Below are 22,515 nucleotides of genomic sequence, written 5' to 3' on the forward strand. Positions count from 1 at the left end.
GTCGAGCTCTCGCAATCAGGCGATTCGGAGGAGCTGTCACGAGGCGATACGTCGGCCTGGATGTTCGCAAAGAGAGATTTCGCTTTGCTGGTCAACGAGACCGGTCAGGCGATTCTTGAAGGAAAGGCCAAGGGTGATCCCGGTGATCTATCTAAGCTACTTCGTAAACACGCGCCATTGGCGGAGCGCATCGGCTTTGAGACGGGGCGATTGCAAGGTGGCTTTGGCACGAGCTTCGTAGAGTTGAGCTCCCCGTGATTTGCATCGATGCTAGGCATGCACACGCAGCACTATTGGTCCGCGTGAACAAAGAGCGATCGGAATGATGCTCGGGCCTTGCCGAACTGGTGCGGGTCGGGTGGTATAGAAGTGAAAGTTAAAAGCGAGGAGAATCCGCGCGATACGCGTCGCGCGATCCCGGCTCGTATCCATGCGCCGGTAACATCGAGAACCAGGTCCGCAGTTTGATCAAGGAATGTGGGTTGCTATTCCCTCGCGCCATTGCCCGACTGTTCCGCAATCAGATAAGCGAGCTATTGGGCGAGGGTCATCAGCTTCTCAGCGTGATTGCGCCGCTCCTGTCGATTCATGAGCATATCTGCCAGCAGCAGAGTAAATTCGACGACGAGTCCGCCGATTGGCGAAGTCTGACGAGACGACGCGCCGCCTGATGCGGTTCCTGGTGTCGGAGTGGTGGCCGCCTTGACGTTCCGCCATACGATCGACGACCCGTCCCGCTTCCGATCGGCCTCGACAGTCGGCGCCTATCTCGGCCTCATACCTCGGCGTAACCAGTCTGGTACTGGTGGCAAGATATCCAGATGGGGCGACAGACTTCTCCGAACTTACTTGTTCGAGGCAGCGACCGTCCTTCTCTATCGGACCAAAAAATGGTCCTCCCTCAAGGCCTGGGGAATGAAGCTCGCGACGCGGATCGGTATGAAAAAGGCAAAGGTCGCCATTGCCCCAAGATCGCAGTGATCCTCCACTGCATTTGGGTCGATGGCACGTCGTTCGACTGCGGCCACGCGCCGGCCTGATATTATTTTGCAAGTTCCTGGCCCGGTCCGCCGGGCCGGCGATGTCCCGCCGGGACGGTGGTCGTGGTGACCTCGGTCGATCGGCTGGTGGCGGCTCGTCCGCACGCCGGTGCAAACGAGAGGCACCCCGATCCGGACATCATCATGAGGCGCTTGCGACCTCGGAAAGGATCATGACAACAGCGACGGGCAGCTGATCGCATGAGATTTAGGTGACGGCTAATCGACCAATACTACCGAGCTGGTTATCGATCTACCAGCCGCGCTCGCCCCGTCTCCGCAACCCTATCCGCTCCGACGCGCCGAGCGCTGCCGTCTTGCCGAATGGCTTCAAAAGGAGAATTGACATCAATCCGCAATTAAAGGGCCGATTGACAGACAAGAGCGTCAATGGCTGTTCCCGCTGGGCACCAGGTGGTGAAAAAGGCGAGGTCATTATCGGCGATGCGACGACGGATCAGTAGACCGCGTATCCACAAACCGTCATCTGGCAGAAATTCTGCATAGACGCGAAGAGAGAGTGCGATTCGAATGTCATAGCGATTCTAGACTCGCACCACCGATCGGAGGAGGATCGTCTGTTGTCGGTGGGCGAAACGGGCTACAGGTGAGCACATCTAGACGCTGCGCCTACATGCTTCGCTCTGCTGCCTATCAATGGTGACCAGGCCCCTCTTTCACTCACCGCTGACGTTTCATCCTGCGCCGCGCGATCTCGTCAGCGACTGCGCTCGCGGCGCGCACTAGCCGTTCATGCAGGGTCTCGAACATGTCGAGGATCTCATCAATGGGTTCATCCCTGCCCTCTTCGAGAGCCTCGGCAGCCAGAGCGCTTATTACCGACGCCTTGCGCGGGCGGTTTCAAGTGGTGCTGGCGGAGGCGACGGATCGTCTCTCACGTGATCAGGAACACATCGCTAGCGTGTTCAAGAGCATTGCCTATGCCAACGTAAACATCGTCACTTTGGCCGGATAAGCCGCTGCAAAAGCTGCAGCGCCGCATCAAATCCTGACGCAGCGAGCAGGCAAGCGCGATACTGATTGGATCGGCAGATCATGCGGAGCGGTTCGACGAGGCAGCGGTTGTGCCGTGACAGCGCTCGCTTCCGGTATAGGGGAAGCCTGTCGTTGCGCAACCCCGGCCAGCTCCACGACCGGCCTCCCCCGTACCGACCGTCCGTCTTCTCGGGAGCAAAATAGATGAGGCAACGATCGCGTCTTCGGGAACACTCCTTTATGAGGCAATACGCGCTCTCATCCTGATTCTCGTGCCATAATGTTGCCCCGAACGGACCAGGCCGCGTACCGACTCTGAAAACCAAAGGGTGCAGGCGCTTCGTGATAAATGCGGGGAGCGTCGGTGGTCGAAATTGATCTCAAACCCGACAATCGTCGCCGCCAATGTCCGGCAGTACCTCGTCACGGTCTAGGCTCGACTAGTGGCCAGACACACGTCCGCCTTGCGAGGAGCGGTTCATCTGCAGGGTTTGCAATAAGCGCGGCACCATTCTAAGGGAACGAAGTGACCCAACCATGCCCATGAGAAAGCGTACGGACTAAGAACTGCAACTCATCTCCACATCGTGTACGCGTCTGTAGCGCATCACTGCGCGCTCAGTAGCTAACCTGGTTCTGGCCATCATTGAGCTTTCCATCGGGTGCTGACTTCGAGACTCTTCCAAGCGATACCGCTACTAAGGCCGATCTCGTGGTTTCTCATCTGTCGCAGACGTTGTCGAGCACCGCCCGCACCCGCGGCGTTGTCTCGGCTTCGAACGTCGGGCGAGTCCCGAGAAAGAATGGATGTCAAATCGACTAGGCTTGCAGAATTCGAAAGGTTAAGGCCACCGCACAAACCTGTCCATGGGCTGCGAGATACCAGATACCGGTGTTTCCAAGTCCCTTAGGCATCAACGCCTGCTCGGCGAACATCCGCTTTTCGCAATCGGGTTGAAAACTCGAGCTTGCGAACAGCCGAAAGCGCGCATTCACTCAGGTATAGAAGCCTGGGATGAAGCAATGATTGGGCGAACAGCAAGCGCAACAAGCGACCCATCGTAGGCATGAAGGCAGATCTCTGGAAGAGCGCGGACCACCAATCGCCGGGCCTGAAGCACTTCCGGAGAAGCGCACCGCTTTGGGACCAGCAAAAAGTAGCCGATCATCGGCGCCAGGCAGATATCAGCTAGCCAACTCATTGCCGTCTGCTCGATCAGAGACAAGCCACGATCGAAGCTTCTCTTGCGCACCAGGTGCCGCTCTGTCACGTTTAAAACGCATTCACCGTGTGTTCGCCGTCACGATGGGCGCCAAGAGCACGACGAGGCACATGAGCCCGGCTAGGACCCCAAATGCGGCCGGCAGTCCCACGTACTTGGCCAGCAACCCCATACCAGCCGGTCCAATGAGAATTCCGGCATAGCCAACCGTCATGATCGCGGCAATCGCCGGACCAACGGGCATCGCCTCCTGCGTGCCGGCGCGCCGGAACAGAATCGGGGCGACATTCGATAGGCCAAGACCAATGAGCAGCAAGCCGGCCATGGCGATGACGGCTACCGGTGCGGCCAGCAGAGCTCCGAAACCGGCCAAGGCCAGTAGACTTCCGAACATAAGTGTCGCGCGGTCCCCCGCGCGTTCGACGACGGCGTCGCCAGCAAGGCGTCCCACCGTCATGGCTATGGAGAACAGTACATACGCTAAGCCGCCCTGCGTCTTTGGAGCAAGACCAGCGCCGACGACCAACAAGGCAGCCCAATCGAGCATCGCGCCTTCGATAAGGAAGGCGATCGCCGCAATCGCGGCTAGAAGGAGCACGATGGAACGCGGCAGAACGAACGACGGTCCCTGGTCCGCCTGCGCCGTTGGCACCAATCGCGGCCACGCCAGCATGATCGCTATCACTATCAATCCCGAGCAGACCACAGTCGAAACAGATGCATCAATCTGCAGCGAGAGAAAAGCGGTCATGGCTGCAGACCCCACAAGTCCCCCGATGCTGAATTGAGCGTGGAAGCTGGACATCAGCGGGCACTCCGCCGTGCGCTCCACCTCGATCGCATGAATGTTCGCGGCCACGCTAATCGAGCCGATCGAGGCGCCTAAGGCGAATAGCGCGACGCCGAGCGCCAACTTGCTAGCTATCGTGAGGCACGGCAGGACGATCGCGAGACTAAGCCCACCCACAAGAATGATCAGCCTGACGCCGTAGCGGGCGCTCAAAACACCGGTCAGAAGCATCGCGATGATGGATCCAGCACCCAGGCAGAGCAGTAGTAGGCCAAGCACGCCGTCATCGACCGCCAGCCGGTCTTTTGCAAATGGTACGAGCGGGGCCCAGACCCCGAAGCCGACCCCGGGAACGAAGAATGCAAGACACGTTGCTAACCGAGAGGATGGTTGACCAGCAGACGCCATGACAGGGACCTTATTGATAGACGACCCGCGGGCGCTGTACCAGCGGCGGACTCCCGAGCGACAGAGAGTGCGCAGGTTCGGCGGTCGAGAGGACATCGTTTGTTGGCGCAATCCGCCATGCCGGACGTTCAGCGCGTGATATCGGATCGCGTCGATCGTCACTCTTCTAGTTCGATCCGCGACGACATCTTTGATAGCAAATACGATGCCACCGCGAAAACGCACGTGACGTCTCGATCCGAACTCGATACGATCGGGCAACTGTGCCGGCTAGGCATGGAGCGTTGGGGGCTCTCAACAAGCTTGTTACTTGCTGATTGATGAGCGCGGTCGCGCACTGAAGGAGCACGAACCACCCGAGTGCGCCTCGAGACTGCGCCGTGGCGCCCTTCAGCGCGCCAGCGCGGCCTCGCCTCCCGTAGTCATATCCGCGACAAATCAATATGGCTCAGTCGCAAAGCTGACAACAAGATGAAATTCCATCTGCCGATCGCAATCGGTCTCAATGCGAGGCGATGGGTTTGCAACCCGGTTACTCTGGGCTTGCGTAGCCTGCCAAAACGTTGTGGCAACCGACAGCGCGGTGTAGACGCCGACATAAACACTTTGATCATGGAAGGCACGCAGCTTATGTGCCTGGTAGACTCATGGTCTTTGTCAACGCCCGCGTCACGGCTCGCCATTGACGACTCCAACAAAGAAGCCCACGGCGTCGCGTATCTTCGGCCGACGCTCCACCAATCATCAAATGCCGAATCATGGTCGCCCATAGAGTCAGAACCACCCCGAAAATTGCGACTGTAGTGCTAGACACGGTCGCCAAATGCATCGAACTCCGTCCGGATCGCCTGTCCGGTGTTCGGTTACGCGTATATTCCCTGCTTCAAGAAGCAGCAGTGCAAGATCAGCGAATACGCCCTGCCCCAGAAGTCGTGCGTCATTTTCAGTCGGAATTGATTGCGGAAGCCCTGGTCGACGCGGGCTACGTGCGCATTAGTTTCGACCACTTCGCCCTACCCCGCCGACAAATCTTGCCGCGGCGAAGCGCGAGGGGCGGCTGCGTCGGAACTCCCAGACACCGACGACGCGGGCGAAACGGATAAAAAGAAAACAGTTTATCGATTTGGTTCTGAATTGCGCTACAGAGTTGGCAACGCGAGCAGTACGTTGTCGATCAGCCGGGTCGAACCGACGTAGGCTGCGGCACAGAGCGCCGCCGGAAGCCGCAGCGGACTCTCGGCGCGCTTGAGCGTATCACCATCGACAAGTTCAAGGTATTGCAGCAGATCAACTGTCTCAAGATGCCGCTCGGCGATCGCAATCAGCTTGTCCACCTCGCGCACTCCTGAGCGGAACTCATCCGCCGCGGCGAACAGCCCACGACTGATGGCAACGGCTCGTCGACGTTCTTCCTCGCTGAGATACCGATTGCGACTGCTCATCGCGAGCCCGTCCGGTTCCCGAACGGTTGGCACGGTGACGATCTCGATGGGAAGATTGAGATCAGTTGCCATGCGACGCACGACCGCGCATTGCTGAAAATCCTTTTGCCCGAAAAACACGACGTCCGGATGCACCATGTTGAACAGCTTGCATACGACGGTTGCGACGCCGCGAAAATGCCCACGCCTGAAAGCCCCGCATAGTGGCTTAGCCAATTCGCCCGGTTCGACGAAGGTCTCGAATTGAGCCGGGTAGACTTCCTGTGCACCCGGCGCGAAGACAATCGCAACACCGGCATCGCGGCACAGTTTTTCATCGCGCAGGAAATCGCGAGGATAGCTGCTGAGATCCTCGTTTGGTCCGAACTGAGTCGGATTGACGAAGATGCTAACGACGGTGACGTCGCATTGCGCTCGGCTCGCCTTGACCAGGGCCAGATGGCCATCGTGCAAATAGCCCATTGTCGGCACGAGCCCGACGCGTTTGCCCGCGCTGCAAGCCTTCGCGAGCTCACGACGAAGCTCAGCGACCGTCGTAATCGTCTGCATTGTAGCACCTTACATCAGGTTGGGTTGGGAGGAGCCCAGTTTGCGATGATGTTACCCAGGCTTTCAGGAAGCCGATAGGACTCTTGCGGCGCCGGGAACGCTCCACTGCGGACATCGGTAGCCCAGCGCGACAGCGCGTCCTGCAACAGCTGAAAACCATCTGCATAGGCGCGAACAAATTTGGGCCGATGACCTTCGGTCAGCCCCAGCACGTCATGGAATACGAGCACTTGGCCCGAGCATCCGGGACCCGCGCCGATTCCAATAGTTGGTATGGACAGCGATTCGGTCGCTCGCTGGGCTAGCTCGGCCGGAATGCCTTCAAGCACCAACGCGAAGCATCCGGCCTCCTGCAGACGGTGAGCGTCATCAAGCAGCCGCAAAGCGTCATCGGCTTTCCGGCCCTGCACCTTGAATCCCCCCATGATATTGACGCTCTGCGGGGTGAGGCCGAGATGGCCCATGACGGGAATTTCGCAATCGACCAGGGCACGCACGATTTCCACGCGCTTGGCTCCGCCCTCGAGTTTCACTGCATCTGCGCCTCGCTGCAGGAACCCTCCGGCGTTGCGTATCGTCTCCTCCGGACTGAGGTGAAAGCTAAGAAACGGCATGTCGGCCACGAGCAGGGCACGGGGCCTTGTGCGCGCAACAGCTTCGAGATGATGGTTCATCATCGCCATGCTGACTGGCAACGTGTTGTCGAAACCGAGGCAGACATTGCCAACACTGTCGCCGACAAGAATGATGTCGACGATGGGGTCAGCGATGCCTGCCGTAACCGCATCGTAGGCGGTGGTCATGGCGACACGCCGCCGCTCCTGCTTCCATCGCTGCAGGATTGGAATCGTGATCCGCTCAACTGACACTTCCGAAGCGTGGCTCATTTTCGATCCGTTCCGTCAGATGGCCTCAGGTCGATTTCGCAGCTCGAAGCGATACTGATTTGATCTCACCTGTGTCGCCTACGATTTTGAAGCCACCGCCCTTCCGAAGTCCCCGCGTCACCGAATATGCTAGCCGAACGGTAATCCGATTCTTGCGACCGAAGCCGTTCAGCCCCGGGGGACCACCCTTTTTCTATGGCGGACGAGTGAAAACTGTCAACCGTGAAAGGGAAACATACGTCTCCAAAGTAGCAGGCGCGTGCATAAAAAATCCAATGGTCGCGCGACCATCAAGCAAGAACTCCCAGATTCAAATTGTCATTTGGAAGCGCCTTGCGTCACGCTGGGCCTCAGGACGCGCCGATGGGATCATTCTGACGCAATTTGCGTGCGGCGTTGTCTGAACCGCATCTCTTGCATGTCGGACTGGCTGGCTCTGCCCGGAGGCAATACTCTACCGGAGCAAGTTCGTTTCCGAGCCTCATCAAGTTCAACTGCAGCCAGAGGATCTGTTGCCGCTCACACCTGCTGCGCTGATCAACGCTCCGGCATACTTCCCCATACGGAGCTGATAGAAATTGCGTACCATGCCCTGCTCCAATCCCTTCCCCAGGATACTTGGCATTTTCCAGCTCCCGAAACAGGCCTCGCGCTCACCCTCTGTTGTAGCGGCATATCGCGATCGATTGGTTCGATGAACCCCTGCCTGTCGGCCGAACATTGCGTTTGGGCGTAATTCCGTGATGAAATTCTTCAAACGAGGTCGGAGTGACCGCCCTCGCCTTCGTCAAATGCAAGCATGGGAGTGCTTTCCAGCGCAGCAGATCGTGAAAGCTATGCAGACGCGCGTCTGCCGCCGCTAATTCGATGGCGTGTGGATAACCCGAGCGTACAGACTTGTCAGGCGAGCCGCTTAGAGGCGTCGCTGACCTGAGGCGCCGGTGCGCTTGCCGTCCGGCCGAGACGATAAGCTCCTCCCAGGCGCCATGTATGGCTGAGACTATCGCCACGTTCCGCGATGAAAGAGTTTCACGATCGATCTCTCTGCGATGATCAGCCAAAGAGCGGATTCAACCTTGAAGTCACGTGTCGATGTCAACGCTTCGGGGGCTGGCGGCGGCCTTCCCCCTTCTGTTTTATGACCAGCCTGTATTCAACGAAAGAACGCATTTTGCTGCAGTTCTTATGCGGCGATCCTGCAAGTGAGACCGTTTCATGCACGAGATCCGCGCGAAGCTAATGACCGTCGGACATCCACTGAAAGTTGTCCTAGCGACTGAATGATCAGGCGGTTCCTTACTTCGATGCAGAAATTCGTCTCAGAGATTGTCTACCTTGCGTAATAGCGGAGGAAGACTCGAGCTAAACACCGGCCAGCGCGATCGTGCAGGGAGCCTGCCGTGCAGTGGCATCTGAGCGGCTGCGCGAGCCTTGCAGACTTTGCGATGAGGCTTCTGTCGCTTTGGGCGAGGTCAAACCGCAATGTTCGCGATTACCGACGGTCATCTATGATTCGACACATCGTATTCTTCACCGCAAAAGATAAGGCGCATGTCGACAAAATAGTCGACGGCCTTTCCGTTCTCGCCAAAATCCCGCACGCACGCCGGCTTGAGGTCGCTCGCAACCGTAAGAGTGACCGGCTTGGCAACGAAATTGACGTGATCGTCTACGGTGAATTCGACAACGAAGTCGAACTCGAAGCCTATAAAGCGCACGAGCTTTACCAGGAATCGATCCGGCAGGTCAGGCCGCTCCGAGAGCTACGTCTCGCGGCCGATTACAGCATGTCAACAGATGCGGAGCCATTTGGCAGGCCCTACCCGCAAGCGTAATTAACCTGGCAGGCACGTAGGGGTTTTTGGGTGCCCATGAGGCTCGCCTTCGCCGGACGGGATTACAATCGACCATGTATCGCTGAGCGACAGACTAATGCATGTATTGGAACTGCAGTGGATTGAGCCCGTCACAGCCATGCGACGCCTCTCGCATCGGAGGCACCTCACGTTCCTGGATAGCGCATCGAGACACGCGGTGCTCGGGCAGTACTCGTATGTGACGTGCGATCCCTTCAGCACTTACATAATCGCGGACGGGAGAGGTATTTGCAACGGAGAGTCCATTGTGGGCGATCCGTGGGCGGCACTTCGCGCTCTGCTAGCCAACTATCCGCAAATACATCGCGCCGATCTCCCGGCATTCCAGGGCGGCGCCGCCGGCTTTTTTGGATACGAGCTGAACAGGACGCTGGAGCGATTGCCGGTGCCGACCATCGGGGGGCATCGCTTGCCTCAGGCACTCCTACATCTTTACGACGTCGTGATAAGCTTCGATCACCGCCATAATAGATGCTGGATCCTTTCTACCGGGTGGCCGGAGCAGGATCCAGCTCGCCGGCGTGAGAGAGCTCGCCAAAGAGCCGAAGAATTTGTTGGGCTGCTTACAGTCTCAGCCCCTCCTCCTGATTTTACACCAGGCGAGGCCGGCTCATGGCATTCAAACTTCAGTCGCCAGGGATACATCGCGGCGGTACAGCGCGTGATTGATCTCATTCTGTCGGGTGACGCCTTCCAGGTCAACATTGCGCAGCGCTTCAGCGCCCGCCTGGCGAACTCGTTCGATCCGATAGCCTTCTATTGTCAGCTGCGGAAAATGAATCCGGCTCCCTTTGCCGCCCTTCTTCGGTATGGCAAGCTCACCATTGCATCGAGCTCGCCCGAGCGTTTCCTAAAGCTTCACGGGCGACAGGTCGAAACGCGACCTATCAAGGGGACGGTGGCGCGTTCTGCTGATTGCGAGGAAGACCGGCGTCGCGCTGAGACGCTGCTAGGTTCGGAAAAAGACCGCGCCGAGAACACCATGATCGTCGACCTCCTGCGCAATGATCTCTCGCGCGTTTGCAGGCCTGAATCAGTCCACGTCCTGTCCTTGTGCAATCTCGAGTCCTATGCCTCGGTGCACCATCTCGTGTCCATCGTTACGGGTGAGCTAGCACACGGAGAGGATGCCGTGGGCCTACTTAGGGCCTGCTTTCCCGGCGGCTCAGTTACCGGAGCTCCCAAGGTACGCTCGATGGAAATTATCCTGGATATCGAACGTGTGTCGCGAGAGGTGTATTGCGGGGCCATAGGCTACATAGGATTCAATGGACTTATGGATGTAAATATTGCCATTCGCACCGTAACGATCGACGACGGCCAGGCCGTCTTCCATGCAGGTGCCGGGATAACGGCAATGTCCGATCCGGCCGCCGAATATGAGGAGAGCCTTGCAAAAGCAGAGCGCATTTTTCGCGCATTCATTGCTGAAGACGCCGGTGCATCTTGATTGTCATTATCGACAACTACGACTCTTTTGTCTTCAACATTGCGCGATATTTTCGCAAGCTTGGTGCAGCAACACGTGTCGTCCGGAACGACGCGATGGATGTGAGCGAACTTGCTGACCTCAGGCCCCGCGCGGTTGTCATCTCCCCCGGTCCTTGCACTCCAATTGAGGCTGGAATATCGACAGCCGTCGTTCGTGAACTTTCGGGTCAGGTGCCAATTCTCGGGATTTGTCTCGGACACCAGTGTATTGGGACCGTATTCGGCGCACGCGTAACGCGCGCACGTCGTCCTATGCACGGTCGGTCCTCGTATGTCACACATGAAGGCGGCGGGCTTTTCAAAGAACTACCGTCTCCACTTTGTGTGGGGCGCTACCATTCGCTTATCGTCGAATTGGATGCGTCATCTGCCCGTCACCTCACGGTGACAGCGCTCTCGGATGATGGAGAACTCATGGCCCTCGCCCATCGCGATCAACCAACATATGGCGTGCAGTTCCATCCGGAGTCGATACTCACCCCACAAGGGGACGTACTGTTCGCAAACTTCCTACGGCTTGCAGAGCTTTCTTAAGGCGGCCGTAGAGGACTGGTGCAGCCATAGCGTGGCGCTTCCGGTCGATCGCTGGCCCGACGACATGCGGCTGTCGGACATCGAGCCGCGGTTCGTTTGAGGCGTCTGTGGCCGGCTCGGCGCCGAGGTTCGGAAATTTCCATTTGAATGTCGAAGGGTCCATCGGCGGCATGGGCCATCGGTAGCCTTAAAGACGGCCCTGGCCATGGGGCTTTTGGGGTCGCGGAGGCCGGGGCCGCTGGAGGCGCTTGAACCTTAGAAGGCCAAGCGAGCGCGAGCTTACTCACAGGTCAAACGGCTGTTTTGTTCGCTTCCGCACATTGGCGATACCGTTCCGATCAGGAACGGCACAGGGAGCGGCCGGCTCACCCTGGTTTTGCGCTGTGTGAACAAGTGGTCACGAGCAGCATGGTTCGGCTGCATTGCCAATCTTGTCCCAAAGTCGGCTCAAAGAGTGCGCGAGGAGTACCGATTGCCATAGTGGTGCCAGCCGCCACCAAAACAACGGCCGTCAGAGCGAGCATTCGAGAGGTTGTCCAATTAAATTGCATGGCGCTTCCCTCCAGTTGAGGCGCGCACGCTATCCCTGGTGATACCTGCCGCTTGTGAACTACATCACACGGCTTCCTCAATGCTCATCACAACCGCGTGCAGGAGCCCGCCAGCGAGGCCAGTTGGGCCTTTTGTGCTCCCGAACCCAGTTCGCGCTAGTCAACATTGAGCCTCTTTTGGAGAGCCCTGACCATAACCTCGACGTGCCCAGCGGCGAACAGTGCACGCGCAAGTTCTGGTCTTGCTGCATTCTCGGGCAGAATGACGGAGGTCATGGCTAATCCGGTCGCCCAAAGCATTCGCGTGCGCGGCGGAGTTGTCGATCGGGGCGCGGCCGTCACCTCGTTGATTCTTCAAGAGGGCGGTGTATGCGGCGTTCGGATTGGTTCAGAGGAGATTCGCTCGGCGCATGTCATACTTGCAGCTCATTGGGCGCCGGCGAAGAAGGTGCTCAATGACGCCTTTGGGCCGCAGAAGTGGAACGAGCGGATGCTAACACTGCTGACAATGCCGGCAGCAACGCTTTGCTCAACATCGTCGACGACGTGACGCGCGAATGCCGCGATCCCGGACACCTCGATTTCCGGCCATCGGGTTGCTCGCGAGCTGACGGAACTGATCGCCCAGCGCGGCAAGCCAGGCATCATCGTCTCCGACCACGCACCGAATTCACCTCGAACGCCATCCTTGCATGAAGGATCACGGGATCGAATGGCACTACATCCCGCCAGGCAAGCCGATGCAGACGGATGTTGTAGAATAGCCCTATCGGCTCAGAATGCCGCCTTTTCCACAACCTTCGTCTTGCCGGGCCGAGTCCGCCATGGGGAAGTCGCTGCTGTGTATGCAGCTCCCGCCCTCTCGGCTTGCGCGCAGTGGCGATGGCCGCGATATGCTTCGATTCGCGAGGCTGGGAAGTGCGACACGAACCGTTGCAAACCGGTGGTTCGGAAGCCCTGCACGATTCGTTCCCGTTTTCGCAGCGGCACATGCGAATGCTCAACGCGATCGTCAGCCCCTTGTGCCAGCGATGCTCGACTTGCGGCATCTGGGTCTTTGCCGCGCCCGCAATTTGTCGTGGTCATGCGCCTGGGCCCGCAGCCCCGCTTCTTCAGCAACCGGGTCGGCGGGCGCTTGGCAGCCTTGGCCTTGCGGGCAGCTGGACGATCTCGTCGAGCACATAGGATGCGCTCGAGGTACCCGAGCGCGAGGTTGGTTGGCATAACCTGCTGCGGATAAGCCGGAGCTCGCTCAAACCACCACCTATCAGGGCAGCGAATTAGACCTTTTCCGCTTTGGGAATCTCAAGTGAGTCAGCCAACAAGCTCGTTGGTATTGGAGGCTGGCTGAGTGGCGGCCGCCTCGCCGCGAAGATAGGCGTGCAGCGCCTTCACGCAGGGATCCGCATTCTTTTTGTCTTGTTTGCGGGGCGGCACGAACGTGATATCGGCTTGTGCATAAAGCGGCGTGCGCTCGCGCATCAGTCGGCTGATTGTCTGATCCCGGTCGGGGCCTTGCAGCAGCGGGCGGTTGATACCTTTCCTAAGGCGATGTTGGATCACGTCGAAGTCGGTGTTGAGCCAGATCGAGACGGCTTTCTCCCCGACGAGACGCCGGGTCGGCTCATGCATGATCGAGCCGCCACCAGTCGCGATCACCGCGGGCCCTTCCTTGAGCACACGCGCGATTACCCTCGCTTCGAGCTCCCTGAACCACTCCTCGCCATGGGTATCGAAAATCTGCGGTATCATTTTACCGGCCTCTTTTTGGATCTTTTGGTCGGTATCGATGAAGGGCAGCCGCAGTCGCTCGGCGATGGCCGGGCCAATGGTGGATTTTCCGGCGCTCGGCATGCCGACAAGCACGATCGGCCGCACGCCGAGGGCCGCGATAATCTCGCTTGCCTCCGTTGACCTGGCGATCTCGGGCATTCTTGACTGTTCGAAAGCTCGCAATCCAAATGCCGCATCTCCTTCGGCTCCCCAGTGGTGTATGCCCAGGGCGCCGTCGGGGATCGCAATCTGTGTGCAGACCTCTCTCGTCCGCTGCACCAGTTTCTCGGCCTTAGCTTGCTCCAAAGCATCCTCGCTTGATTGCCGCCGCAGCCTGCCGAGAATTTTATAGGTGTCGTGATTGGCAAGCTTGGCTTGATAGCTGCCTGGCGTGTGGAACTCCACTTCGAAGCGATAAGCTTCCGCCGTGGTGAGGACTGTCTTGATGCCGACGAAAGTCGGACTGCGCATTCTGAACCAGTTGGTTGTCTGGCGTTCGGTGTAGTCCCGCTCCTCAAAGGCCAGCATGGCTTTCTTGAAGGCACGTGTAAAATCCTTGTCAGGAATTTCTAAGACGTGGCGTACGGCGTTGCTGAAGAGCTGTGGGGCGCTGCCGGGCGGGATGCTCATGCCGGTGAGCTGATCTGTCATGGAGGCATGCGATTTCAAGCGGCGCTCCAGATGGGGCATCTTCACTTCGATGCCGGCTTCCGCAAGGATTCCGGCAATCTCGCGTGCCGCTGCGGTGATTTTCCTCTCTTCGGCTATAGCTCGGTCAGCCTCATTTCGGGCGCGTTCTGAGGCCTCCTCGCGGGTCAGCGTGATCATCTCAGCATCGTCGGCGGCGGGCCGGAAGCCGGAGGGTTTGCGCAAAATGCCCTGCTCCGCAGCGAGTTTGATCGAGGTCTCCATGATTGAAGCCGCCAGAGTGGGGTTGTCCCTCAGATCCTCCAAGGTCGCATCGACATCAAACCTTCCGTGGGCGAGGGTCGCCGCCACGCCCTTGACGTAGGGCACGGACTTCAAGCCCGGCGTCTCGTAGAGGAGCCGCTGAAGGTGACTGCTTTTCTGGAAAAAGAGGTTGGCGCCAGTATCGGATTTATAGGCATCAGTGCCGACCTTGATGCCGAGGCTCAGCAAGTTGTTTGCGCTTTTTACGAGATCGTCCGCATTGTAACCATCCGGGCGGGGATCGATGCGGGGAGGATAGTGGTCGAGTAAAAGCTGGATGCGGTCTCGTGGCTGAGGCGTTGCCGGATAGGTCTCCGCCAGATCCGGGAAAAGATTGCAGAGCCTTGCGCTGAGGCTCGGGTTTGCGGCGTTCGAGCTTTCGATTGTTTCGGGCAGGGGTTGCTCATTCGGCTTCACTGCCCATGCCGCTAGGTCGTCGACGAGCAACTCGGCCATTTCGCGAGCAACCAGATGTTTGGCGACCTCAATCTCGCTCCTCGCTCTCGCAAACGTGTTCTGGATATCCTGGCTACTCACCTCTTCCTGGCCCAACAGCTGACGGATCTCTCGCCTGAGCTCGTGGTGAACGCCCTCATAGGTGCCAAAGACAGCACGCTCGGCAAACCAGCGTTGTGCTTCATGGGATTGAGCCAGAAAGTTTCGCTGCAGGCAGCTATAGGTTTCCAGGACATCCTGCGTGGCGGCGAGGATCTGGCGGGCGCGACCGAACTGGTAATTGTCGCCGTCAAGCGCCGGGGTATGCGACTTTGGCGGCTTCAGCGACGGAAGTCCGAGAGCTTGCTCCTTGCGATCGAACTGGCGCACATGCTCATAAAGCTGCGGCCGGTCGCCGATGATGACGACGGTGTCCCCGTCGAAGTCCCCGTCAAGTTTTTTCTGTTCACCGATCGGGACGGCAACCAACGAGCCCGGAGCGAACACCTCGGTAGCCTGCAGGATGCCGACGCACTCGAGCGGCGTGTCCAGCTTGGCGCGGTCCTTGCTCGAGGTCCAGCTCGAATGGCATTTGACGTCCTCGGCAGACATGACCAGCCCACGGTCGGCGTAGCCGGCCGGCCACATCTTATCCGGCACAACCATCAGAATGCCTTTGGCAAAAAAAGTCGGATCGTCGCCCGCCAGTTCCTTCCCCGACTTCTGAGCGACATTGAAGCTGTATTGGATGGCTGTGCAGTTTTCGAGGAACACAGCGGTCGGGTCCCCTTTAACGGCCGACTTGACTCGCTCGGCGGCAAACGGGCGCAGATTGGGCTTGTCGTAGGGCGAGCGCCCGATCAGCACGCCGCTCGCCCCCATCAACGTCTCGCTCTTGAGCGTCGGCACATGGAGACAGTCATCGCTGGACGGTACGGCAACCGCGCCGGGACCGTCGATGTGTCCGGCCGTCACGGTGCGAAACAACTCTTCAGACGTCAACTCTCGCCCTTGTCTGCTCTCGAGCCAGGTTTTGGCCTTCTCCCGCGCCTCATCGGTCACCGGCTCGCTTCGGGGATAGTGTTGCAGCGCCGATGCGGGAACGGACATTCTTCTTCCCTCACCAAAGGCAGGCACCCGATCAGGACCTTCCTGTCGGCGGGCGCGATTTACAGCTGGCATACGGTTGGCCAACGAGGCCTTGATGAAACCGCAACCATCATGCGGCCGCAAGGCGATCGGGCCTTCTGGCCCAGCCAGCTTAAAGGGATGCTCCTCGCCGGCAGGACGGTCCGGCAGCAGCGACAGTTTGAAGGCGCCCTCCAGCGCGTAGTCCCGAGGACCTAGGTCCTTGATTGCCGGCGGCGCGGCAAAACCCCTGCGCTGAGTGTAATAGTATGCCTCCTTGAAAGGGGCCCAGGCACGCGACAGCTGCTCGAACGCTGTGCCCGGCGCCGTTTCGGCATACGGAATCGCCAGCAGCTTTCCCCCGGAAGACTCTGCCCTCGCCCCACCTGGAAGGCGGGCGGCGATCTGCGACACGGGCTTTTTGGGCGGCTTTAACTTGCTTCCGCCGAACAGGTCCATGCGGTATGGCACACCCTCGACGGTGACCGTACGCGCCAGCATGAACGCGCTCGGCTTTCCTGGCAGCTGGACCGCGACGACGGGCAAAACCCCCGAGGTCAGGCGATGAAAAATCGAATAGCGTGTCTCGGGCTCCGTGGCCACTGGCCGGCCCTGCATGTCCACCACTGACAACTGCATCAGTCCCGCGTCACCCTGCGGAGGTCTGGGCTCGTGGGCCATGGTTCGCAACACTTGATGGACGTCGAACACGGACGCTGGATGTTGGGCCTGGACCGTCGCCGCATTCTGCGCCAAGAACGTGTCCAGCGCATCGACCGGACTCTCCGCCGCGATCTCCGCCATCAGGTTCCAGCTCATGTTGGAAAGATCGCCTTCGACGAGGCCGCCCGTTTTGTCCAAAATCTCCTTAGTCTTGCGCTGCAGCTCTTCCTGCCTCACCCGCAAATCGGACTTCTTGCCTTCGACATAGGGCCGGCGGAACAATGCCGCCAAAACCGCACGGGCCTTGAGCGTTTGATAGATCGACAAGGCGGGGCCACGGCTCGAGTACGGCCCTCGGGCTCGCTCGGCATCGCTTGCTTTGAGATGCCCCTCGATCTTGTGCTCGACGATCGGTTGAATGTCGTTCAGCAAGTTTAAAGCCCGCCTCCGGTGCCAGCGCAGGTGCGGGCTGCGCGCCAGCGGCAGCAGAGCGATGCAGAGAGTACCCATGATTTCGAGGTCGTTCTCAGCGGCAAAATCAGGGCCACGATGCAGTTCCGTCAGCCGGTCTAACCCGGTGCGTGCGAGCAAACCGAGATCGTCAAACAATTGAGCCTTAGCCAGCGCTTTGAAAATCATGGCGATGTTCAGAACCTGGGTCTGCTCCAGGCGATCACTGGCATAGTGAAGGTAGTGGGCCAGATCGTGCAGCCGATTCTTCAGCAGAGCGGTCTCTATAATCTCTCCAGTGCCCTCTCCCCTCGTGACACCTCGCCCCAGAGCATTGGCTATCATGCTGAGCTGAGTTGTGGTGAACGCTCCGAATCGGAGGTCTCCCGAGCCGAGTTTGCCCACTATGTCGATTATCGCCCCATGGCACACCGCCTCTTCCGGCCACTTGCTAAAGCCGTTCACCAGGATCGCCAGTTCCCGCGGAGTAAAATCAGAGAGCCGGTTGTCACGGCGAGAGACCTCGTTGGCAATCGCGACTGTGGCTTGGCGAGCGTCCTGCTCTTGCAGCCACTTGCTGAAACCGTTCACCAGGTTCGCTAGACCCTGCGGAGTGAAATCAGACAGCCGGTCGGCGCGAAGGACCTCATGGGCGATTACAAGGGTGGCCTGACGTGAGTTCTCCTCTTGTGGGCACTTGCTAAAGCCGTTCACCAGATTCGCTAGGTGCTGAGAGGTAAAATCGGAGAGCCGGTCGGCGCGGCGAAGCACCTCACCGGCGATCACAGCGATGGCGTGACGTGAGTTCTCCTCTTGTGGCCACTTGCTGAAACCGTTCACCAGGTTCGCCAGACCCTGCGGATCAAACCCAGAAAGCCGGTCGGCGCGGCGACGGACCTCATCGGCGATCGCCAGCATGGCGTCGCCACAGCCCGTCTCGTCAGGCCACTTGCTGAAACCGTTCACCAGGTTCGCCAGACCCTGCGGATCAAACCCAGAAAGCCGGTCGGCGCGGCGACAGACCTCACCGGCGATCGCCAGCGTGGCCTCGTCACAGCCCGTCTCGTCAGGCCACTTGCTGAAACCGTTCACCAGGTTCGCCAGACCCTGCGGATCAAACCCAGACAGCCGGTCGGCGCGGCGACGGACCTCGTCGGCTATTTCAACTATAGCGCTGCGGCAGTCTGTCCTTTCCGGCCACCTGCTGAAGCCGTTCACCAAGCTCGACAAGTGCTGGGGAGTAAAACTGGAGAGCCGGTCCGCTCGGCCAGCGCGGCGACGAACCTCGTCGGCGATTGCAAGTATAGCGTCGTTGCACTTCGCCCCCTCGGGCCACCTGCTGAAGCCGTTCACGAGGTTCGACAAGTGCTGGGGAGTAAAATTGGAGAGCCGGTCGCCGCGGTGATGGACCTCGTCGGCGATTTGAACTATAGCGTCTCGGCAGTCCTGCGGCCACTTGCTGAAGCCGTTTACCAAGTTCCCCAACGCCTGTGGATCAAAATCAGAGAGCCCGACATCGCGGCGGCCCGCGCGGTAACGCACCTCGACGGCGATTTGAACTATAGCGTCTCGGCAGTCCTGCGGCCACTTGCTGAAGCCGTTCACCAGGTTCGCCAACGCCTGTGGATCAAAATCAGCGAGGCAGACATCGCGGCGACCCGCGCGGCGACGGACCTCGACGGCGATTGCCCTCATCGCACCGCGACACTCCGCCTCTTCCGGCCACTTGCTCAAACCGTTCACCACGGTAGCCAGGTTCTGCGGACCAAAGTCAGAGAGCCAGACATCGCGGCGGCCCGCGCGGTGACGGACCTCGCTGGCGATTGCCCTTATAGCACCGCGACACTCCGCCTCTTCCGGCCACTTGCTCAAACCGTTCACCACGATAGCCAGGCTCTGCGGACCAAAATCAGAGAGCCCGGGAGCGCGGCGGCGAATCTCAGCTGCAACTGCTATTGTGGCCTCACGAGAGTTCTCCTGTTCCGGCCACTTGCTGAAGCCGTTGACCAGCAGGGCGAGACTTTGAGCGTTGAGCTCCGAAAGCGCTCCGCGTTGCTCACGAAAAAACCCGGCGATTCGGATCATTCCATTACGACATTCCGCCACCCGGGGATATCGACTGAACGACAATACGAATAGGGAAAGCGTTTTGCTTTCGACGTCGTTTAGCGCATTGCCGAGGCTCGACACCTGAGCTGCCATGGCCCTGCAAGCTTCCACGCCTGCCTGACCTCCAGCCTCCCGGCTCATCGTGTTGCATGAGGTGGCGTACCCCCATGTATTCCGGGCGCGGATATCTTGTTCCCATCTTGGGACAAATTCGCGTTTGAACTCGGAAGCGGCCTTTTGCAGGAATGTTGCGTGGTCCGGTCGACCCTGCAGCTTCCTGTCATACTCCACCACAGCGCATGAGAATTTAGTGATGTCGCCAGCGAAAGAAATGTCATGTAAAGCGTTATTAAGTAGGTTTTCCGAGTATCCACGCTTGAAGCTCTGTTCGGCTACATGGACGAAACGCCGCCTTCCCGGTCCTGCACCCGGGTCGGACTCCGTTTGCCTATGGGGTGGCACGGTGTCTGGTTGCGAGCTTCTGGATCCTTGATTGCCGAGCCAGGGTTTGTCATCAGAACCTAAAGAGGTTTCTTCTCGACCTGGCGCTCCACCCTCCGGCACTGGGGGAAAACCGCACCGTCGCGCAGTGGCTTCACGTGGCGCAGCGCCCAGGATCCGATGTGCGCCAACGGAGGGTCCGGAAGATCTGTCGCCAAGGGCATCATCGGCACCGCGCGCAATGCGAGCGAAGGACGTCCTTCTATCTTGAGGCCCAGAGTGCATCCGCTCCAGGACGGAATCGAACGATTGGCTGCCTTCCCCAGGGGCAAGACTTGATTCCGAGTTCGCCGCCTTCGCCAGTCCCTGCGCCTCGGACAACATCATCTTGAGCCGGACTGTTTTCTCGTGCACTTCGTGCACATGCGCAAGCGTGAGCAGGCCGCGTCGACGAGGCTCTTCCAGCGCGTCCAGACAGGCCTGCATCTCGGCGGCCTGCGTCTGCAGGCGCTCGACCACGATGCCCACTACGTGATCGGCGTCCTCGGGCTTCATCTGGCGCGCTTGCGAGACGGTCCTTTGCTGACCAGCCAGATCGAACTGCAAAAGTTCGTCCAACCGCTTGATCAGTGGCGCCAACGCCTCCGTCGACGCCGGGGCCTGCCAGACCGCCGAGTGTGCCGCCGCCGACGACGCACTTGCATGCGCCTCCTTGGCGCTCACAAGCTTCTTCGTACCTAGATCCGAGCGCACGAGAACCTTGTCCGCTGGCGCCGTGTCGCTGTCGCCCGCGGCGACTTGCGGCTCGGGCCGCCCGGCCGAACTCGCGGCGTCAGCAGCCGGCTTGCGGTTGCCTTTCCCCTCCCTGCGCGCAGCGGTGCCTTTGGCCACCGCTGCCTTGCCGGCAGTGTCGGCCGGTATCGTAGCGCCAGCGTCGGCCGGCGGTGCAATGATGGCTGACGTTTTCAGCTGCAGTGCCAGGAAGTGCATGACCTCGTGCGCAGTGATCCGTGAGTCGTCCACGATCTGGCCCAACAGTTCCAATGGGAGGCTGGCACCTGTTCGGTTATCGCTTAGCTTGGCAAGGATGTCGTCGTGCAACGCCAACGCAAATTCCGAAAGCCGTTCCATGACTCCTTCCAGAACGGTGCAGTGCTCTGCGTCGAGTGCCGCTCCGTCCTTGTGCAGAACGGCTTCCTCCGTCGAGAGGAATGCCGGAAAAACATCCTCGACAAAAGTCCCGAGCAGACGCACCCCCCCGTTGTCACCCATGAGGGCGTCCCTCACGGCTGGTTCAAACGTGCTCGCCTGAGACTCAATCATAAGTCGCGCGAGCGCAATCCGCGATTGCAGACACTTGTACCTCGCATGAAGTACCAAGCCGGTATTCAGGCGTAGTGCGGCCTCTTCGGGCTTCCGCATCTCGGGCGTCGTGCTTGGCAAGTTGGCGGTGGCCTCGCAGACGGACACCATCCGTTCCGAGCGCAACAGCTTCTTTCCCCACCACTCCATGCAAGCCAAATGCTCCTTCGCCACACTGGAAGCCACTCGGCTCAGCTGGTCGGGGGTAGCGTTAGATTCGAAAATCCGCTGGAACAGGTCTGCCGAATTCTTTCTGCGCTCTTCCAAGGCGGCGATAGTCGATGAGGCCAGTGCGTTGCATTGGTGGGCCGCATCGAGCACGGCATAGCGGTATCCACGGGCCTCAGCGTCGGACAGAATGCTCCGCGCCACGGCCGGGCGCAGGCTCGCGTAGTAGTCCAGAACTGCTGAGCCTGCTTTGACGAACCGATCGGTCAGCTCTTGCGCCTCCTCCGGGTTCTGGGCGTGCATGGCCGCATTACGGCAAGCGTCAAGTTCCTCAACCAGGCAATCCCTGTGTCGCTTGGTTGCGTTGATTTCTTCCTCTGATGAGGAAATGGAGACTGCCGCACCCAAAGTTGGCGGCTGGCTGGCGACCGGCGTCGTGTCTCCACCCTCCGACACTGAGGGAAAGCCGCGCCGCCGCGCAGTGACTGCACGTGGCGCAGCGGCTGCACGTGGCGCAGCGCCTAGGATTCGATCTGGGCCAACCGAGGGACCGGAAGACCTGTCGCCAAGAGCATCGTCGGCACCGCGCGCCATGCTAGCGGAGGGCGTCCCTCTATCTTGAGGCCCAGAGCGCATCCGCTCCACGACGGAATCGAACGATTGACTGCCTTCCCCAGGGGCTAAACTTGAGTGCGAGCGTGAACTGCTCGATCCGGCTCCAGCATCCCCAATGCGCGATCTGCCAGATCGGCCAATGCCCGTCATATTCCATCTCTGATAAAGGCGAGAATCGCTGCTTATGATGTTGCGGGCTGATGTCGCTCAGCCATGGCGTATCAAGGCTTTGGCCCATAAGTGCAATCGCCCAGATGGCGCATGGCATGAGGTCTGAGGAACCTGCGGCATGTTTTCGTCAACCGTCATGGTCAGCCCGGACCCAAGACGGCGTGGCCTACATCCTGGCCAAAGTACACGCCAGCAGCCCAAGATCGGCCGAGACTGGCACGCGATCGCATCGCGCCGCACTCGCTATCCTCAGTTTTCGCTGCCATTCACCGGGACCGTTCTTCGTCCACCTACGCGAAGATGAATTGCCGGTAGTACCACTCCGGCTAAATGCATCCGGGCACCCGACTGATTCGCTTCGTCAGCTTCGCCACTCTAGTGGACATCGAACGAGGCACCAATTCGACCATACATGATGATTCGCACTCCTGCGTTTGCATTGGGTTCGGGCTGATGAGGCG

10 protein-coding genes and 1 pseudogene are annotated in these 22,515 nt (G+C 59.4%); 7 read left to right on the forward strand and 4 right to left on the reverse strand.

Annotation, left to right across the window (positions count from 1 at the left end):
* Positions 1-693: 693 nt before the first annotated feature.
* Together IVA91_RS15560 and IVA91_RS15565 are read left to right on the forward strand one after the other, a co-directional pair.
* Entirely contained in the window at positions 694-981 is a 288-nt protein-coding gene (locus tag IVA91_RS15560) for a transposase (protein ID WP_247458930.1), read from the forward strand.
* Positions 982-1,827: 846 nt separating this feature from the next.
* The gene (locus tag IVA91_RS15565; RefSeq protein ID WP_247458931.1) at positions 1,828-2,016 is read left to right on the forward strand and encodes a recombinase family protein; all 189 of its coding nucleotides are present in this window, start codon (positions 1,828-1,830) and stop codon (positions 2,014-2,016) included.
* A gap of 1,304 nt (positions 2,017-3,320) precedes the next feature.
* On the opposite strand, the gene IVA91_RS15570 is transcribed toward IVA91_RS15565, so the two are convergent.
* From IVA91_RS15570 to panB, 3 genes are all read right to left on the reverse strand, one after another.
* Positions 3,321-4,457, reverse strand: a complete 1,137-nt coding sequence (locus IVA91_RS15570) for an MFS transporter (RefSeq protein ID WP_247458957.1) — start codon at positions 4,455-4,457, stop codon at positions 3,321-3,323.
* Positions 4,458-5,596: 1,139 nt separating this feature from the next.
* Positions 5,597-6,448, reverse strand: coding sequence for a pantoate--beta-alanine ligase (gene panC / locus IVA91_RS15575; RefSeq protein WP_247458932.1), 852 nt, complete (start codon positions 6,446-6,448; stop codon positions 5,597-5,599).
* A 14-nt stretch (positions 6,449-6,462) separates the two neighbouring features.
* A complete protein-coding gene (gene panB, locus IVA91_RS15580) occupies positions 6,463-7,335 on the reverse strand; it encodes a 3-methyl-2-oxobutanoate hydroxymethyltransferase (RefSeq protein WP_247302516.1) in 873 nt (290 codons plus the stop codon).
* 1,508 nt (positions 7,336-8,843) lie between these two features.
* On the opposite strand from panB, the gene IVA91_RS15585 reads away from it, so the two are divergent.
* The 5 genes and pseudogenes from IVA91_RS15585 to IVA91_RS15605 all read left to right on the forward strand — a co-directional run.
* Positions 8,844-9,170, forward strand: coding sequence for a Dabb family protein (locus IVA91_RS15585; protein ID WP_247333274.1), 327 nt, complete (start codon positions 8,844-8,846; stop codon positions 9,168-9,170).
* Between the two features lie 97 nt (positions 9,171-9,267).
* Positions 9,268-10,662, forward strand: a complete 1,395-nt coding sequence (gene pabB, locus IVA91_RS15590) for an aminodeoxychorismate synthase component I (RefSeq protein ID WP_247458933.1) — start codon at positions 9,268-9,270, stop codon at positions 10,660-10,662.
* A complete protein-coding gene (locus tag IVA91_RS15595) occupies positions 10,659-11,237 on the forward strand; it encodes an aminodeoxychorismate/anthranilate synthase component II (protein WP_247333108.1) in 579 nt (192 codons plus the stop codon). The genes pabB and IVA91_RS15595 overlap by 4 nt, the downstream gene beginning before the upstream one ends.
* A gap of 825 nt (positions 11,238-12,062) precedes the next feature.
* Entirely contained in the window at positions 12,063-12,338 is a 276-nt protein-coding gene (locus tag IVA91_RS15600) for a hypothetical protein (RefSeq protein WP_247333111.1), read from the forward strand.
* Positions 12,314-12,534 (forward strand): annotated as a pseudogene (locus IVA91_RS15605) (DDE-type integrase/transposase/recombinase); the annotation flags it as partial. The gene IVA91_RS15600 and the pseudogene IVA91_RS15605, both read left to right, overlap by 25 nt.
* Before the next feature lie 568 nt (positions 12,535-13,102).
* Here the strand turns inward: IVA91_RS15605 and IVA91_RS15610 are convergent.
* Positions 13,103-21,571 carry a shikimate kinase gene (locus tag IVA91_RS15610; protein WP_247458934.1) on the reverse strand — a complete coding sequence of 2,823 codons (8,469 nt, stop codon included), beginning with the start codon at positions 21,569-21,571 and terminating at the stop codon, positions 13,103-13,105.
* Positions 21,572-22,515: the final 944 nt, after the last annotated feature.

The organism is Bradyrhizobium sp. 153, from assembly GCF_023073835.1.
GTDB lineage: Bacteria > Pseudomonadota > Alphaproteobacteria > Rhizobiales > Xanthobacteraceae > Bradyrhizobium.